This window comes from Anaerotignum lactatifermentans DSM 14214, from assembly GCF_900142265.1.
Lineage (GTDB): Bacteria > Bacillota > Clostridia > Lachnospirales > Anaerotignaceae > Anaerotignum > Anaerotignum lactatifermentans.
This window is the reverse complement of sequence record NZ_FRAH01000020.1, coordinates 13,901-30,321: the sequence shown is the minus strand read 5'-3', so window position 1 is coordinate 30,321 and position 16,421 is coordinate 13,901. Positions and strand designations below refer to the sequence as shown.

22 protein-coding genes and 1 tRNA gene are annotated in these 16,421 nt (G+C 47.4%); 18 read left to right on the top strand and 5 right to left on the bottom strand.

The genetic code is table 11. The features are described from left to right. Positions 1-34 precede the first annotated feature (34 nt). Entirely contained in the window at positions 35-694 is a 660-nt protein-coding gene (locus tag BUB35_RS07120; RefSeq protein ID WP_072850444.1) for a B3/B4 domain-containing protein, read from the bottom strand. Positions 695-827: 133 nt separating this feature from the next. On the opposite strand from BUB35_RS07120, the gene BUB35_RS07115 reads away from it, so the two are divergent. Then, positions 828-1,235, top strand: a complete 408-nt coding sequence (locus BUB35_RS07115; protein ID WP_072850442.1) for a DUF3791 domain-containing protein — start codon at positions 828-830, stop codon at positions 1,233-1,235. Between the two features lie 65 nt (positions 1,236-1,300). Then, the gene (locus BUB35_RS07110) at positions 1,301-1,738 is read left to right on the top strand and encodes a GNAT family N-acetyltransferase (protein WP_072850440.1); all 438 of its coding nucleotides are present in this window, start codon (positions 1,301-1,303) and stop codon (positions 1,736-1,738) included. Between the two features lie 96 nt (positions 1,739-1,834). On the opposite strand, the gene BUB35_RS07105 is transcribed toward BUB35_RS07110, so the two are convergent. After that, positions 1,835-1,908: transfer RNA gene (locus BUB35_RS07105), tRNA-Pro, on the bottom strand. Positions 1,909-2,096: 188 nt separating this feature from the next. On the opposite strand from BUB35_RS07105, the gene BUB35_RS07100 reads away from it, so the two are divergent. From BUB35_RS07100 to BUB35_RS07025, 16 genes are all read left to right on the top strand, one after another. Further along, positions 2,097-2,603 carry an RNA polymerase sigma factor gene (locus tag BUB35_RS07100; RefSeq protein WP_159432869.1) on the top strand — a complete coding sequence of 169 codons (507 nt, stop codon included), beginning with the start codon at positions 2,097-2,099 and terminating at the stop codon, positions 2,601-2,603. Next, positions 2,587-2,913, top strand: coding sequence for a zf-HC2 domain-containing protein (locus tag BUB35_RS07095; protein WP_072850436.1), 327 nt, complete (start codon positions 2,587-2,589; stop codon positions 2,911-2,913). Before BUB35_RS07100 ends, BUB35_RS07095 begins: the two co-directional genes overlap by 17 nt. Before the next feature lie 157 nt (positions 2,914-3,070). Then, entirely contained in the window at positions 3,071-4,024 is a 954-nt protein-coding gene (locus BUB35_RS07090; protein WP_072850434.1) for a beta-ketoacyl-ACP synthase III, read from the top strand. A gap of 112 nt (positions 4,025-4,136) precedes the next feature. Continuing rightward, positions 4,137-4,361 carry an acyl carrier protein gene (locus BUB35_RS07085; protein WP_072850432.1) on the top strand — a complete coding sequence of 75 codons (225 nt, stop codon included), beginning with the start codon at positions 4,137-4,139 and terminating at the stop codon, positions 4,359-4,361. A 17-nt stretch (positions 4,362-4,378) separates the two neighbouring features. Beyond that, the gene (locus tag BUB35_RS07080) at positions 4,379-5,326 is read left to right on the top strand and encodes a nitronate monooxygenase (protein WP_334292964.1); all 948 of its coding nucleotides are present in this window, start codon (positions 4,379-4,381) and stop codon (positions 5,324-5,326) included. Continuing rightward, entirely contained in the window at positions 5,314-6,225 is a 912-nt protein-coding gene (gene fabD, locus BUB35_RS07075) for an ACP S-malonyltransferase (RefSeq protein ID WP_072850428.1), read from the top strand. Before BUB35_RS07080 ends, fabD begins: the two co-directional genes overlap by 13 nt. Positions 6,226-6,228: 3 nt before the next feature. After that, positions 6,229-6,963: a 3-oxoacyl-[acyl-carrier-protein] reductase gene (gene fabG / locus BUB35_RS07070; RefSeq protein WP_022255202.1), complete on the top strand. Its 735-nt coding sequence runs from the start codon at positions 6,229-6,231 to the stop codon at positions 6,961-6,963. A gap of 10 nt (positions 6,964-6,973) precedes the next feature. Further along, positions 6,974-8,209 (top strand): beta-ketoacyl-ACP synthase II, encoded by a 1,236-nt coding sequence (gene fabF / locus BUB35_RS07065; RefSeq protein WP_072850427.1) that lies wholly within the window; start codon positions 6,974-6,976, stop codon positions 8,207-8,209. 5 nt (positions 8,210-8,214) lie between these two features. Continuing rightward, the gene (accB, locus tag BUB35_RS07060; protein ID WP_072850425.1) at positions 8,215-8,676 is read left to right on the top strand and encodes an acetyl-CoA carboxylase biotin carboxyl carrier protein; all 462 of its coding nucleotides are present in this window, start codon (positions 8,215-8,217) and stop codon (positions 8,674-8,676) included. 20 nt (positions 8,677-8,696) lie between these two features. Then, entirely contained in the window at positions 8,697-9,110 is a 414-nt protein-coding gene (locus BUB35_RS07055; RefSeq protein WP_022255199.1) for a 3-hydroxyacyl-ACP dehydratase FabZ family protein, read from the top strand. A gap of 6 nt (positions 9,111-9,116) precedes the next feature. Beyond that, entirely contained in the window at positions 9,117-10,451 is a 1,335-nt protein-coding gene (locus BUB35_RS07050) for an acetyl-CoA carboxylase biotin carboxylase subunit (protein ID WP_054329533.1), read from the top strand. Next, the gene (gene accD, locus BUB35_RS07045; RefSeq protein WP_022364881.1) at positions 10,444-11,298 is read left to right on the top strand and encodes an acetyl-CoA carboxylase, carboxyltransferase subunit beta; all 855 of its coding nucleotides are present in this window, start codon (positions 10,444-10,446) and stop codon (positions 11,296-11,298) included. The genes BUB35_RS07050 and accD overlap by 8 nt, the downstream gene beginning before the upstream one ends. Beyond that, on the top strand, positions 11,295-12,083 hold the full coding sequence (locus tag BUB35_RS07040) for an acetyl-CoA carboxylase carboxyltransferase subunit alpha (protein WP_022255196.1): 789 nt from the start codon (positions 11,295-11,297) through the stop codon (positions 12,081-12,083). Before accD ends, BUB35_RS07040 begins: the two co-directional genes overlap by 4 nt. Before the next feature lie 119 nt (positions 12,084-12,202). After that, positions 12,203-12,460, top strand: coding sequence for a hypothetical protein (locus tag BUB35_RS07035; protein WP_022255195.1), 258 nt, complete (start codon positions 12,203-12,205; stop codon positions 12,458-12,460). 20 nt (positions 12,461-12,480) lie between these two features. Further along, the gene (locus BUB35_RS07030) at positions 12,481-12,720 is read left to right on the top strand and encodes a phage holin (protein ID WP_072850423.1); all 240 of its coding nucleotides are present in this window, start codon (positions 12,481-12,483) and stop codon (positions 12,718-12,720) included. A gap of 15 nt (positions 12,721-12,735) precedes the next feature. Then, a complete protein-coding gene (locus tag BUB35_RS07025; protein WP_072850421.1) occupies positions 12,736-13,491 on the top strand; it encodes an N-acetylmuramoyl-L-alanine amidase family protein in 756 nt (251 codons plus the stop codon). A gap of 57 nt (positions 13,492-13,548) precedes the next feature. On the opposite strand, the gene BUB35_RS07020 is transcribed toward BUB35_RS07025, so the two are convergent. The 3 genes from BUB35_RS07020 to BUB35_RS07010 all read right to left on the bottom strand — a co-directional run bounded on the left by BUB35_RS07020 (position 13,549) and on the right by BUB35_RS07010 (position 16,390). After that, positions 13,549-13,971: a Fur family transcriptional regulator gene (locus tag BUB35_RS07020; RefSeq protein ID WP_242949218.1), complete on the bottom strand. Its 423-nt coding sequence runs from the start codon at positions 13,969-13,971 to the stop codon at positions 13,549-13,551. A 74-nt stretch (positions 13,972-14,045) separates the two neighbouring features. Next, on the bottom strand, positions 14,046-15,143 hold the full coding sequence (locus BUB35_RS07015; protein WP_072850419.1) for a pyridoxal phosphate-dependent aminotransferase: 1,098 nt from the start codon (positions 15,141-15,143) through the stop codon (positions 14,046-14,048). Between the two features lie 95 nt (positions 15,144-15,238). After that, a complete protein-coding gene (locus tag BUB35_RS07010) occupies positions 15,239-16,390 on the bottom strand; it encodes a YkvI family membrane protein (RefSeq protein WP_072850417.1) in 1,152 nt (383 codons plus the stop codon). Positions 16,391-16,421 lie beyond the last annotated feature (31 nt).

Sequence of the window (16,421 nt, the reverse complement as noted above, 5' to 3'; positions counted from 1 at the left end):
CAAAGTCTGCCATCTTTTTGTATTTCAGAATATATTACTTCAAAATCTGAATTTCAAAATCTGTGCCTGCCGCATGTTTTTGCAGCAGTTCTTTGGAAAGTTCCAGCAGGGATTCCAGTTCCTGACCGCCGTTGAAGGTGTAGTATACCAGCAGGATTTCTTTGGTGTCGTCGGTAATCATGGCACGGGTGTTGTCGCTGGTTGGATTGCCGAAGGGACCTTCTTCATCAAAGAGGGCAGGAAGGAACTCAATATTCAGCACATCTTTGCCGATGCCTTGATAAGCGGTGCCTTCGGGGGCGCGTTTCCAGGTGATGCCGCCAGTAACGTGCGCCAGATCATAAGTGCCCATGGAGTAGCCGGACAGTATAGAAAGGTAGTTATTGATGTCTACCACATTATTGATGTAGTAAAGCCCACGTTCTTTGGCGATTCTGCGGCACATGGCTTCACAGGAATTGCGGTAGCGGTTGGGTTCTTTGCCCAGTGCCTTATAGGCTTTGCGGGTGGACTGGATATAGTCCCGTTTGTTTGCCTGAGACAGTTCCACTTCAGACAGTTCCGCAATCTTGCCGTTGAGCAGTGCAAGGAATTCTTCATCATCGGGATGTACATTAACTTTGCACTGCAAAAGTCCTAGTACCGCTTCGGGACAACGTTCTTTGATGCTTTCGTCTATGGTAACAGAAATCATGTCATATCGCTCCTTTATCTTTTTATAACAACATACTGCATTTTCTTTCGTCACTTGTCAAGCAAAAACGAAAACGGCTGTTGAAATTTTGCCAAAAAACAGGTATGATACAGAAGGAAAGGAGCGTGCAGAAATGGATGAATTGAGAATGATCGTTTCCTGCATCGAATATTACAGCTATGCAAAAAACATTCCCGGACATAAGGTTTTTGAAGCCTTTGACAAAAATGGTGTGATCCAGCTGCTGCAGGATACCAGAAACCAGTTCCCGGAAATGGACACCTCTTTTTACATCGGCATGATCGACGGGATGATGGCGCTGGAAAGAGATGCGGAAGAAGATACTTATGGGCATTATGAAGAAAGAACAGAACTGCTCATTGATGTCGTTGGACGGATGGCAAAGGCACATCGTATGGATGCTGCGGAAGCCTGCCGTATGTACTATGGCACAAAGATTGCGGCAACTGTTGCAGAAGACAGCACAGGATATTACAAAAAATCCGCAGAAGAAATCTTTGAAGCTGCAGAAAAAGAATGATAAAAAGCTGAAAAAGGAACCATGGAACGGTTCCTTTTTTTATGGAGAGAATGGCGGAGAACAATATGAAAATCATGGAAGTAAAGGAAAGAACGCCCATGCTGATGGAGCAGCTGCTGGCAGTGTGGGAGGATTCTGTCAGAGCAACCCATCTATTTTTATCGGATGAGGAAATTAACAACATCAAGCCTTATGTGCCCCAGACCATAGAAGGGGTGGCACGTTTGTATATGGCAACAAAAGCAGGACAGCCTGTGGCGTTTATGGGAACGGAAAAAGGGTCTTTGGAGATGCTGTTCATTGCGTCTGCGGAACGTGGAAAAGGATTGGGAAAACAACTGCTGGAACGGGCAGATTGTGATGAAAAAATAAAGCAGGTGACAGTCAATGAGCAAAATCCTCAGGCTATTGGTTTTTATGAGCATATGGGATTTTCCGTTTACAAAAGAACCGATTTGGATGAGCAGGGGAATCCATATCCCCTTTTGTATATGTGCCGCTGAGGAAAAGACGGCAAAAGAAAAACCCCTGTCCAAGCTTTGGAATCAGGGGTTTTTGGCAATAAAAAACGCCGCAAACAGATGCCTGCGGCGCGTCTATCGGTGTGACAGGATTTGAACCTGCGGCCTCTACGTCCCGAACGTAGCGCTCTACCAAACTGAGCCACACACCGATACACAACACTAATATTTTGCGCTATTTTTATAGAATTGTCAAGATGAAAATAAATTTTTTTTGCCCCAGAAAGCGAAATCTGTCCTTTTTAATGCCCATTTGCGAAAGAAGCCATAGAAAGTTACTGGATTTTCCATGTTTCTTATGGTATACTGTAATGCGAAACAGGCGAACGGGGGTGAGCAGGTGAATTCATTTGAAATGCTCTATCGAGCATATTATGACAGAGTATATGCTTTTTTGCACCGTCTGTGCGGGGATCGCGCCTTGGCGGAAGACCTGGCGCAGGAAACGTTCTTGCAGGCATATATGTCCTTTCACCGTTTTCGCGGAGAGTGCGAAGTTTTTACCTGGCTTGCATCCATCGGAAAGCATGTTTATTTCAAATATCTCAAACGCAACAAACTGCATCTGGATTCTGCCAATCTGGACTTAGTAGTCAATACCTATTATACGCAGAATGCAGACCCGGAAGAATATGTCCATAAGAAATATGTGGAAAAAGCAGTCCGCGCCATGGTAAAGGAAATTCCGAAAAAATACCGGGATGTGGTGCTGCTGCGAATCTATGCGGAGCTGCCCTTTTCTCAGATCGCTCTGGCGCTGAAGATCAGTGAAAATTCCGCAAAGGTGATTTTTTTCCGCGCAAAGAAAAAAATGATGGAGGTGTTGAAAGATGAATTTGCCGTGTGAAATCGTCATGGACTTGGTGGCCCTGTATCAGGATGGGTTGGCAAATCCCGTGACAAAAAACAGTGTGGCGGCGCATTTGCGGACTTGTCCCGACTGCCGTCGGTATTACAAACAATATCGCAGATTCTCTCAAAAACCTTCCAATATGGGACAGATCCCTTCAGAAAATGCAGCGGAACAGGAGTTTTGCCGACTGGCGGAAAAAATGCGCCATAGAAGGATGCTCATTGGTATTGGATTTTTCTCCTATGTCTGTGCTTCCTGGTGCCTGCTGGTGATGCTGTGGATGCGGATGAGAAAAAGAGGCTGACGGGGGAACAAAGGGGCTTTTACTACGATAGAAAAGTCTGTTTCCTTTTTGTTTGGAAAAAAGTGCAAAAAAATATCAATTTCCTGTAACCTTTTTGCCAAAACGGGGACTAAATATCGTAAGCACAAAAGAATGCGTAAAGCAGGAGGAAAAAAGAATGAGTTTTTCGATATTGGGAACGGGCATGTATGTGCCTCCCAGAGTGGTAACCAATGATGATATGTCTAAAATCGTAGATACAAATGATGAGTGGATCATGCAGCGCGTCGGCGTAAAAGAACGCCACGTCAGCACAAACGAAACGGCGGCAGACATGGGCGCCAAAGCAGCACTGGCAGCACTGGAAAACAGCGGTGTGAAAAAGGAAGAAATCGATCTGATTCTGGCAGCCAGTGTCAGCGGGGAATCCATTTCTCCTTCTGTTTCCTGTATGATTCAGAATATTTTGGGTCTGGACTGCATGACCATGGACATCAATGCGGCATGTTCTGCATTTGTTTTCACACTGGAAACAGCAGCAGGATTCTTTGCCAGAGGTAAGGTGAAAAAAGTCCTTGTCATTGGCTCAGAAAGATTGAGCCGTATCGTAGACTGGGAAGACAGAAGCACCTGTGTTATTTTTGGTGATGGCGCAGGGGCAGTGGTTCTGGGTGAAGGTGACAACTACCTGGACTCTGTATTCCATGTAAAAGGCGGCAACAATGTCATCGACATTCCCCAGCTCATCGGGAAATCTCCTTTCTTTGAAGGAGAACAGAAAAAACCTTATATCCATATGCGTGGACAGGATACATTCAAGTTTGCTGTCAACGCCATCTGTCATGACACAAAATATCTGCTCAAGCAGAATGGTCTGACATTTGAGGATATCAAGTACATCGTACCACATCAGGCAAATCAGCGTATCATTGACTTTGCAAGCGTAATGCTGAAAGTGCCTAAGGAGAAATTTTATGTGAATATTGACCGTTACGGCAATACTTCCTCTGCAAGCATCCCCATTGCGCTGGATGAAATGAACCGCAAGGGAATGCTGCAAAAAGGCGATCTGCTGCTGCTGCCTGCTTTCGGCGGCGGTCTGGCAAGTGCAGCCTGCATTGTAAGATGGTAATGAGCCGAAAAGGCATCATATACAAGTCCGCAACATGCGGAAATATTGGGGACAGCTTGCTGCCCTGAACAAGACGAAATCATTTTTTTAAAGAAGAAAAGGAGAATGCATCATGGTATTTGAAAAAATCGCAGCACTGTTGGCAGAAAAACTGGAATGTGAAGTTTCCACAATCACAATGGAAACAAAATTCGCTGATCTGGGGATCGACTCTCTGGACGTTATGGAACTGCTCATGAGCCTGGAAGAAGAACTGGGCACAGAAATCGAAATGGGCGACAACAAAGTAGAAACTGTTGCTGATCTGGTTAAAATGATCGAAAGCAAACAGAACTAATTGGAGGGAAAGAAATGATTGTTTCACCGATTTGCGAAATGATAGGCATTGAATACCCCATCTTTCAGGGGGGCATGGCTTGGATTGCAGATGGTAAACTGGCAGCAGCTGTTTCCAATGGCGGCGGTCTGGGCATCATCTCTGCCATGAACGCAGGCGGCGACTACCTGCGTGAACAGATTCGTATTGCCAGAGAACTGACAGACAAACCTTTTGGCGTGAATATCATGCTGATGAGCCCCCATGTGGATGAAGTGGCAAAAATCGTGGCTGAAGAAAAGGTAGCTGTTGTTACCACAGGCGCAGGTATGCCAAAAAAATACATGGGAATGTGGAAGGAAGCAAACATCACCGTCATTCCCGTTGTTGCATCTGTTGCGGCAGCAAAAATGATGGAAAAAGCTGGTGCTTCCGCTGTTATCGCAGAAGGCGGCGAATCCGGCGGGCATATCGGGGAAATGACAACAATGCCTCTGGTGCCTCAGGTATGCGACGCTGTGAACATTCCTGTACTGGCAGCAGGCGGCATCGGTGACGGACGCGGTATGGCAGCGGCATTCATGCTGGGCGCAGTAGGCGTACAGATGGGTACTCGTTTCCTGCTGGCAGAAGAATGCGGTGTGCACCAGAACTACAAAGACATGGTTCTGAAAGCAACTGACATTTCTACCGTTACCACAGGCAGACGTTTTGGCGGCAACACTTGCCGTTGTCTGAAAAATCCTTTCAGCCGTGAATTCCTGAAAGTGGAATATGCACCGGAAACCACAGCGGAAGATGTGGCAGAACTGGGCGTTGGCGCACTGCGTAAAGCAGCTGTAGAAGGCGATACAAAAGCTGGCTGCTTCCTGGCAGGTCAGATCTCCGGTATGGTGAAGAAAGAACAGCCCGCAGCGGAAATCGTGAAAGAAATCGCGACCGAAGCGGAAGAACTGCTGAAAGGAGCTGCAAAATGGGTAAAATAGCCTTTGTCTTTTCAGGGCAGGGCGCGCAGAAGGCCGGTATGGGCAAGGACTTTTACGAAAACAACGCAAGCGTAAAAGAACTGTTTGCTCGGGCGGAGGAAATCCGCCCCGGCACTTTGCAGCAGTGCTTTGAAGGTACAGCCGAAGAATTGAAAATCACAGAAAATACACAGCCCTGTCTGTATCTGGCAGACATCGCAGCAGCAATTGCACTGCGGGAAGAAGGCATTGTGCCTGAGGCTGTGGCAGGTTTTTCCCTGGGAGAAATCCCAGCATTGGCTTTTGCAGGCGCTTACAGCCCTGAAGATGGGTTCCGTTTGGCCTGCGCGAGAGGGGCAGCCATGGGAAAAGCTGCAAAAGAACATCCCGCATCTATGGTAGCGGTGATGAAAATGGAAAATGCACAGGTAGAAGCACTGGCGGAAAAATACCCCAATGTGTTCCCTGTAAACTACAATGGACCCGGTCAGCTGGTTGTTGCCGGGAAAAAAGATGAACTCGACAGTTTCGGAAAAGATGTAAAGGAAGCTGGCGGCAGATGTCTGCCCGTAGCCGTAGGCGGCGGTTTCCATTCTCCTTTTATGGATGAAGCATCTCAGGAATTTGCAGAAGCACTGAAGGCTGTAGATGTAAAACAGCCCGAAATGACTGTATATTCCAACTACACAACAAAACCTTACACAGCGGAAGTAAGAGATCTGATGGAAAAACAGATCAACCATTCCCTGCGTTGGCAGGAAAGCATTGAAAATATGGCGGCAGACGGCTTTGATACTTTCATCGAAGTGGGCGTTGGCACCACACTGAAGAAACTCATCAGCCGCATTCTTCCCGACAGCAAAGTGTATGCTGTTTCCAACATGGAAGAAGCTCGCCAGGTAGCAGAGGAGGTACGCTAAGATATGTTGAAAGGAAAAACAGCCATTGTTACAGGCGGTTCCCGTGGTATCGGTGCGGCCATTTGTAAAAGATTCGCAGAACAGGGCGCAAACATTGCGCTGCTGTATGCAGGCAATACCCAGAAAGCAGAAGAAACAAAAGCAGCTCTGCAGGAAATGGGTGTAAAGGCAGAAGCTTACCAGTGCAACGTGGCGGACGCGGAACAGGTTGCCGCAGTCTGCAAACAGATTATCAAAGATTTCGGCGGCGCCGATATTCTGGTAAACAATGCCGGCATTACCAAGGACAAACTGGTGCCTATGATGAAGGTTCCCGACTTCGACAGCGTTGTGGATACCAATCTGAAAGGCGCTTTCTATATGATCAAGCAGCTTTACCCTGTTTTCATGAAACAGAAAAGCGGCAAGATTATCAATATCAGCTCTGTATCCGGTCTGATGGGCAATCCCGGTCAGACAAACTACTCCGCATCCAAAGCGGGGCTCATTGGGCTGACAAAATCCGTTGCAAAAGAACTGGCTAGCCGCAATGTGAACTGCAATGCCATTGCGCCCGGTTTTGTAGCAACAGACATGACAGAAAATCTGTCTGAAAATAACGCATTAGTCGATCATATTCCAATGAAAAGATTTGCGCAGCCCGAAGACATTGCAAACCTTGCGCTGTTTTTGGCAAGCGACCAGTCCGATTATATCACTGGCGAAGTGATCCGCATCGACGGCGGTCTGGCCATGTAGGAGGTACTTTATGAAAAGAGTCGTAGTAACAGGTTTGGGTGCGGTAACTCCCATCGGCAACAACGTGGCTGATTTCTGGGAAGGTCTGAAAACAGGCAAAAACGGCATCGGTATGATTACCCGTTTTGACGTATCCGAATCCAAATATAAACTGGCAGCAGAAGTAAAGGATTTCGATCCTCTGTGCTGCATGGATAAACTGTCCGCAAAGAAGCTGGACCGTTTCACACAGTATGCGCTGGCATCTGCGGCAGAAGCCATGGCTGACAGCGAACTGGAAGGCAAAATCGCCCCTGAAGAACTGGGCGTATACTTTGGTAGCGGTATCGGTGGTTTTGAAACATTTGGAGAATCTTACAAAGCACTGGAAGAAAAAGGTCCCAGACGTGTTTCTCCTCTGTTCATCCCTAAAATGATCAGCAATATCGCAGCTGGCAACATTGCCATCAAATATCATGCACAGGGTCCTTGCGTTTCCATGACAACTGCATGTGCTACAGGTACTACATGTATCGGCGAAGCATATCGTGCAATCCGTCACGGCTACACAACAGCGGCTATCTGCGGTGGTAGTGAAGCAGCCATCACCAATCTGGCAGTGGCAGGCTTTGGCGCATGTATGGCACTGAGCCCTTCTGAAGATCCTAACGCAGCATCTCTGCCTTTCGACAAACGCCGCGGCGGTTTTGTTATGGGCGAAGGTGCAGGCACACTGATCCTGGAAGAATATGAACACGCAAAAGCAAGAGGCGCAAAGATTTACGCGGAAGTATGCGGTTATGGTTCCACTTGCGACGCACACCATGTAACAGCTCCCGATGAAACAGCTGTAGCCAGCGCAAGAGCGATCAAAGAAGCTATGGCTGAGCTGGAAGGCGTTCCCGCAGAAAAAATCTACATCAACGCCCATGGCACAGGTACATCCCTGAACGATAAAACAGAAACAAATGCCATCCGTAAGGCTCTGGGCGAAGAAGACGCACAGAAAGTACATATCAGCTCTACAAAATCCATGACAGGTCATATGCTGGGTGCAGCAGGTGCAGCAGAAGCTATCGCTGCAATCTGTGCCATGAACAACTCTCTGGTACCTCCCACCATCAACCTGCAGGAACAGGATGAAGTTTGTGATCTGCACTATACACCCAATGTAGCGGAAGAAGCGGAACTGGAAGCCGTTCTGTCCACTTCTCTGGGCTTTGGCGGTCACAATGCCTGCATCGCATTTAGAAAATTCAAAGGGTGAGATAGATGGAAACAACAAAGATTGCTGAATTAGCAAAAATTTTGAAAGATAACGGTTTGACCAAACTGGATTTGACAGAAGGCGACAACAGACTGGTGCTGGAAGCAGTTTCTGCTCCTGTGGCACCTGCTGTGGTAGTGCCTGCGGCTGTTCCTGTGGAAGCTGTGCCCGTTGCAGCAGCAGAAGCACCTGCGGCACCTGCAGCACCCGCTGCCCCTGAAGAAGATCTGTATGAACAGAAAACACCTCTGGTAGGTACTGTTTATATGGCACCTCAGGCTGGTGCGGCACCCTATGTAGCCGTAGGGGATCATGTAGCAGCCGGCGATACTGTATGTATCGTAGAATCCATGAAGATGTTCAATGAAATCGCAGCAGAATGCAGCGGTACCATTGAAGAAATCTGTGTCAACAACGGTCAGATCGTGGAATACGGTCAGGTTCTGTTCCGTATCCGTGAAGACTGACAGGAAGAAGGCGAAAACCTATGAATCAGGAAGAACTGAAGAAAATACTGCCCCATCGGGACAATATGCTTCTGGTTGACGAAGCAGAACTGAGAGATGGCGTTGCTTACGGCAAAAAGACCATCCGCCCCGATGAGTGGTTTTTGCAGGGACATTTCCCCGGTAACCCTGTAGTGCCGGGTGTTATCCTGTGCGAAATTCTGGGACAGTCCACCTGTGTGCTCCTTTCCGGTGAACAGGAAGGCGCAACACCTTATTTCACAGGTCTGGACAAAGTACGTTTCAAAAACAGCGTGCGTCCCGGTGATGTTTTGGAAACAGAATGCACTTTGATCAAACACAAAGGTCCTTTCTACTGGGCAAGCGGCAAAGGCTTTGTGAACGGAAAATTATGCGTCAGTGCGGAATTTTCTTTCGCTCTGATAAAGGAGTAAGAGGATATGTTTTCAAAAATTCTCATTGCAAACAGAGGGGAGGTAGCTGTCCGCATCATTCGTGCCTGTAAGGAAATGGGCATCGAAACCGTAGCAGTATATTCCGAAGCAGACCAGAATTCCCTGCCCGTTGCACTGGCAGACGAAAGAATCTGTATCGGTTCCAACGCGGCGGCAGACAGCTATCTGAACCAGAAAAATATCATCAGTGCAGCTTTGGCATCCAATGCGGAAGCCATCCATCCCGGCTATGGCTTTTTGTCCGAAAACCCTGAGTTTGCGGCACTTTGCGAAGAAAAGGGCATCATTTTCATTGGTCCTGACAGCAATGTGCTTCGCGCCATGGGTGATAAGGACAATTCCCGTCAGCTCATGAAGGAAATCGGTGTGCCTGTGGTACCCGGTACAGAAATCCTTCATGACCCTGCGGAAGCAAAACGTCTGGCTGCGGAAATCGGCTATCCCATTCTGGTAAAAGCTACCGCTGGCGGCGGCGGCAAGGGCATCCGCGTGGTGGAAAGAGAAGAAGATCTGGAACATGCCTTTTTGGCAGCGTCTGAAGAAGCCAAAAGTGCTTTTGGCAACGGCGATGTGTTCCTGGAAAAATATCTGACTTCCGTACGCCATGTGGAAATGCAGGTGCTGGCAGACGCCTTCGGCAACATCGTTTGTCTGGGGGAACGTGATTGCTCCCTGCAGCTGAACAAGCAGAAGGTGCTGGAAGAAACACCTTGCCCTGTTATGACAGAAGACATCCGCAAAAGAATGATGGATGCGGCTGTGAAAGCGGCAAAAGCTGCCAACTATGTGAACGCAGGTACTGTAGAGTTCCTGCTGGCACCCGACGGCAATTTCTATTTCATTGAAATGAATACCCGTCTGCAGGTAGAACATCCCATTACAGAAGAAATCAGCGATGTGGACATCGTAAAGTGGCAGATTCGTATTGCCTGCCAGATTCCTCTGGATTTCACGCAGGAAGATATTCACCTGCACGGTCATTCCATGGAATGCCGCATCAATGCAAGAAGCACCGGTCAGGTAGACTTTTTGCATATCCCCGGCGGTTCCCGGGTACACTTTGATACAGCATTGGTACAGGATTGCCTGATTGTACCTTTTTATGATTCCATGATTGGGAAACTCATTGTTTACGCCAAGACCAGAGAAGACGCCATCCGCAAAATGGAAGCGGCTCTTTGTGAAATGGTTATCCATGGGATTCATACAAATATTGAAGACCAACTGCGGCTGGTGCGTAACCCCCGGTTCCAGAAAGGGGATTATGACACACTGATTCTGCCGGAACTGTTGGCGGAAGGAGGCACAGAACTTGAATAATATTGTTGGCATGTTCCGAAAATCAAGAAATGTGCTGGAAAGCGGCGGTATCACACCTACGGTGGAAGAAAAAATCCGCTGCCCCATTTGTAAAGCCATTGATACAAAGCGTTCTGTCGCAAAGAACAAAATGGTATGCCCTTCCTGTGGCTACCATTACCGTATCAATGCCAGAACAAGAATCAAAGCCATTTGTGATAAAGGCAGTTTTCAGGAACTGGAAATGAATATCCAGACAGAAAACCCTTTGAACTTCCCTGGCTATGCCAATAAGATCGAGTCTGCCCGTGCGGCATCCGGTCAGATGGAAGGCGTGGTATGCGGTACTGCTACCATCCGCCGTCAGCCCTGCGCTGTGTTTGTTATGGACCCTCAGTTCATGATGGGCAGTATGGGTTCTGTGGTAGGGGAAAAGATTACACGGCTTTTTGAATACGCAACAGAACATGATCTGCCTGTAGTGGGCTTCACAGCCTCTGGCGGCGCCAGAATGCAGGAAGGGATTCTGTCCCTCATGCAGATGGCAAAAACCAGCGGCGCTGTTCATTTCCACAGCGACAAAGGCGGATTGTATATCACTGTTCTGACAGACCCTACAACTGGCGGGGTAACAGCAAGCTTTGCTATGCTGGGGGACATCATCCTGTCCGAACCCAATGCACTCATTGGCTTTGCCGGTCGTCGTGTCATTGAACAGACGACTAAGAAAAAATTGCCGGAAGATTTCCAGCGTGCAGAATTTCTGCAGGACTGCGGTTTTGTAGATGCCATCGTGCCTCGTACAGAACTGCGGGCAACACTGGAACGGCTTTTGAAACAGCACAGCAGAAGGAGGGATGAGGCATGATGACAGCTTATGAAAGATTACAGGCTGCAAGAGCCCAGGATCGTCCCACTTCCCGTGCCTATATCGAAAATCTGTTCACAGAAAGAACAGAACTGCATGGCGACCGGAAATACGCAGATGACCCTGCCATCATTGGCGGTATCGGTTATCTTGGGGATATTCCTGTCACATTCATTGGCATTGAACGTGGTCGCGATTTGCAGGAAAGAATCCGCTGCAATTTCGGCTGCCCCATGCCCGAAGGCTATCGGAAAGCCCTGCGCCTTATGAAACAGGCGGAGAAATTCCATCGCCCTGTCATTTGTTTCGTGGATACCTCCGGTGCATACTGCGGGGAAGAAGCGGAAGAACGTGGTCAGGGTCAGGCCATTGCTGATAACCTGATGCAAATGATGGGTCTGGAAACACCCATTATCACCATTGTCATTGGGGAAGGCGGCAGCGGCGGCGCACTGGGGCTGTCTGTGGCAAACAGAGTATATATGCTGGAAAATGCGGTATTTTCCGTTATTTCTCCCGAAGGCTGCGCATCTATCCTGTGGGAAGACGCAAGCAAAGCGGCTGACGCGGCAGAATGCCTGAAAATCACAGCAGAAGATATGAAACGCTTCGGTGTGGCAGAAGATGTCATTGAAGAAAACTTTGATTCCTTTGATGTCATGTGCGAAGACCTGAAAGCGCGTCTGCTTTCTGACGTACAGGAACTGGAACAGTATTCCGGTCGTGTCCTGTCTGAAAAACGCTATGAACGTTTCCGTAAACTGGGCGTTTACAGCGAAAAATAATATTTGTATTTGATGTCCTTGTGGGATTTCCCACAGGGACTTTTTTTATGCAGAAAAGTTGGGACGCAGCGGGACTTTTTTTCCGTTATGCTCCTTTTGTCCGGGAAAGGAGGGAGGATATGGAACTGGAAATTGGGCTGGCGCTGTCGGTGCTGGGCGGTCTTCTGGGCGTTCTTAGTTTTGTTCAGAGCCGGGATAAGTCGGTGGAGAAGGATGCCGCATGGCGGGGCGGTGTGGACGCGAAACTAGATATGATTCTTGGTATGCAGAAAGATCTGGAAGGCATCAAAGCATCTTTGAAAGACCATGAAGGCCGTTTATCCGCCGTAGAAAGCAGCGCAAAATCTGCCCATCACCGTTTGGACGAGTACGCATAGTATGAAAGGGGGGAATACAAATGAATCTGGAATGGAAGAAACGACTGACAAACCCTTGGTTTTGGGTGGGGCTGGTGGGCGTGGTGCTGACAGCAACAGGAGCAAATCCTGAAATGCTTACCAGCTGGCAGGTGCTGTGTGATGAGGTGAAAGCGCTCTTTGCCAATCCTTATCTGCTGGCAACGGCATTTCTAGCAGTACTGGGGGTACTGACTGACCCAACCACTAAAGGGATTTCCGATGAAAAGAAAAATCAATAGAAAGGAGCAGATGAGATGTTTTGTGTGGCAGTAGATGATGGTCATGGCATGAAAACGGCTGGCAAGCGCACACCCTTGTTCCCTGACGGCAGTTATATGCCGGAAAACGCCTATAATCGGGCAGTAGCGTCTTATTTAATGGACGCGCTGAAAAGATGCGGTTTTCGTGTCCTTGCAGTGGCACCGGGGGATGAGGACACATCTTTGCAGACCCGCGTCAAACGGGCAAATGACGCAAAAGCAGATGCGTATATCAGCATCCATGCCAATGCCTTTGGCAGTGATTGGAATGACGCAAACGGCGTAGAAAGCTGGATTTATGAAAAGGCGGATGCCAAGACTGTGGACTTTGGGGGAAAGGTTCATGAAGCATTGGTAAAAGCATGCGGCAGAAAAAACAGAGGCGTGAAAAAAAGCGCAGATCTTTATGTGCTGCGGGCAACGAAAATGCCGGCAGTTCTCATTGAAGGGGGCTTTATGACAAATCGGGAGGAAGCAAAACTGCTTCTTTCAGAGGAGTATCGGAAGCAATGTGCAGAAGGCATCTGCAAAGGCGTATGCAGTTATTTCGGCGTGACTTACAAGGAGGAAACGGAAGGGGATGAGGAAGTGAAACGATATCAGAAAATCGAGGATTTGCCCTACGGCAAGGAAATCATCAAAAAACTGGTGGATGAAGGTGTACTCAGCGGAGATGAGAATGGAAATCTGAATCTGTCAGAGGATATGGTTCGTATCTTTATGATTCTGGATCGTAAAGAAATGCTGTAAATAAAAAACAGCCAGTATTTTCTATGAGAAATACTGGCTGTTTCTATTTACGTTTGTTTAAAGCCCATTTGATTTTCTGCATTCTGGGCAGATACCGCTGAATTCCAAGGTATGTCCAGTGATGCGGAAGCCTGTTTTTGCTTCCAGATCTTCTTCCAGCTCTTTCAGAGGGCAGGAGTCAACAGGAATGACTTTGCGGCAGACGGTGCAGACCAAACGATGATGGTGATCGTGTTTTTCCAATGAAAAATAGGATTTGCCGTCTTTACGTAGGCTCTTGCTCAGGACTCCTTTTTCTGTCAGTGTATTCAAAGTACGATATACCGTAGAAGCGTTCATGGGCAGAATGGGCGTGGCTTTTTCCAATAGTTCTTCAGCTGTCATGGCGCGGTCTTCTGTCTGGAGAATCGAAAGCAGCAGACAGCGCTTTTTTGTGGATTTCAAATCTGCGTTTTTTAATATGCTCTGTGACATTTCCATACACCAATCCTTTCCTCTGTCCATCATAGTATAGGAAAAAATCTTTGTCAACGCAGAGTTGGAAAAACTTGCTGTTACAGCTGGTCAATTTCTTCCATGGCTTTCAAAACAGCAGGCATGTCTTTTTCTTCGGGAACACGCAGACGAACGGAGTTTTGTCCGATGTTTTCGAAATCGTTGCCGGAGATGACCAGAATTCTGCGTTTAGCGAATTCTGCCGCCAGATCGATTTCAGGGTTCTGGTGGGTGATCATGCTGATGGAAACGGTGTCGCAGGTGTGGGCAATGGAAAGGTTTTTCCAAGGACGGTACATCTGTTTTTTCATTTCTGCTGTTTTGCTCTGGAGAATTTCCAGGAAGGATTCATCCAGAATGGTTTTAGATGCAACGCTTCTGGCGAATTCTGTCATGCAGTAAGGGTTTGTGATGTTGGCAATGTAAGGTGCCAGACATTCGGGAATCAGCAGATAACCGGCACGCAGACCTGCCAGACCGAAGCCTTTGGAGAATGTTCTTGCAACAATGAGATTTTCGTATTTATCCAACAGAGAAACGGCGGAGTTTTTCTTGGGAATGTATTCGCCATAAGCTTCGTCGATAATGACAGCGGTGCCGTTTTTATTGGCAGCTGCCAGAATGGTTTCGATGTCGGAAAGGGGAATTGCCTGCCCAGTAGGGTTGTTGGGGTTATCGATGTAGATCAGCTTGTGGTCAGGTGTCAGTGCTGCCAGCAGATCTTCTACAGAGAAACGGTAGTTGTTTTCTTTTTTCAGAGGTACACCGGTAACATTGGTGCCGTACATTCTCACATCTGTCACATATTCAGAGAATTGGGGAGCGATGCCCAATACAGAATCGCCTCTTTCCAGGAACAGACGATTGAGCAGGTATAATCCGCCTACAGAACCGTCACAAAGAACGATTCGTTTGTAATTCAGAGGGCAGTAGTCCTTCCAGTACTGGATGATGCTGTCTTTGACGTCAACAGAATGAGGATAAGGACGCATCATTTCGAAATCCAGTTCTTTGAATGCCTGTTTTGCAGCAGGGGGCACCATAACGGTGTTGATGCCTTCGCCGCAGTCAATGTCGTAAGGTAAGGGACCAGCAGATTCAATGGCGTAGCTGACTTTTGTCTGCTCTGCAATGCTGCGATTGATTCTCAAATTCATATGAAAAACCTCCTAAATATGGTTAAATATCCGAAAATAATCAAACTTTATGAAAAACACGACATCCAGAAGAATGTCGTGTTTTGGAAGCAAAATCAGTCCTTTTTGGGTACTTTGCCGTTCTTGATGACTTTGTAAAGACCAACTGTCACCAGAGGCAGCAGATAGAACAGGATGAAGCCGTAAGCAAGAGCGGAATAACCCATGCTGATCAGATTGATGATACCGATTTTAGAGAACAGCATCGCTACAATCAGAATTGCTGCTGTAATGAGACCACGTTTCTTAGGAGAAAGCGGCTCCTGATTTTTTTCTTCCAGGCTGTGATCCAGACGTTCCAACAAAGCGTGAATCATGCCGGTAGCTGTTTCGATCAATGTCCAGCCGGCTACAACACCGAATACCAAAACAGGAATATTGCTGTCGGAAACAGATTGGAGCATTACCAACCAAGGAACAGATGCACCGATGATGGTGTCATCGGGATAGTAACCCATAACTGCGAAGTATGTCAGGAACCAGGGGATTGTCATAAGCAATGCACCGATGATACCGGAAATGATGGATTCGCTCCGTTTTGTCTGGGCACGCAGTGTGAACAGACCAGCAGGGACTGCAGAAAGGTTATAAGATGCATAAATGATCCCTGTCAGCATTGCCATAGGCAGTGTTGCGTTTTCCACATAGCTGGTGTCCTGTGTTGCCATGACTGTGACGATGTTATCTTTGTTTGCTGTGATAACCATAATGGTGAAAATGATGTATGCCGCATAAAGGGCAATGGTGCCGTATGTTTCAAATTTTGCGATGAAAGCACTGCCGAAGAAGTTCAGGAATGCTACGATCAAAATCAGGATAACAACGCCGACCATGTAGTTTAAACCAATGGTTTGCTGTAAAATTTCCCCGGTGGCAGAAGCCATGATGGAGATGATCAAAAACAGCAGGATAACGTATAAAATATCATAAATTGGCCATGCCTTGCCAATGATCTGTTTCAAGATGGATTTATAATCATAAATACGATAGATGCGCGCCAGTTCAAAAGTCAGAACAGCGATAACTGCAAAGGTAAAAAATGTAAATAAACCAGATACCCAGCCATAAGCGCCGAACTTGCCGCCGTATTCAATGATTTCACGCCCTGTAGCGTATCCGCCGCCCATGAGGACAGACTGTAAAACAATGCCGGGAAGCAGTATTTTCAGTGCCCCAGAGGTGCGGAATTCTTTGTTGCTTGTTGCCATAATACCACCTCTTTAATGAATAAAAATAAAA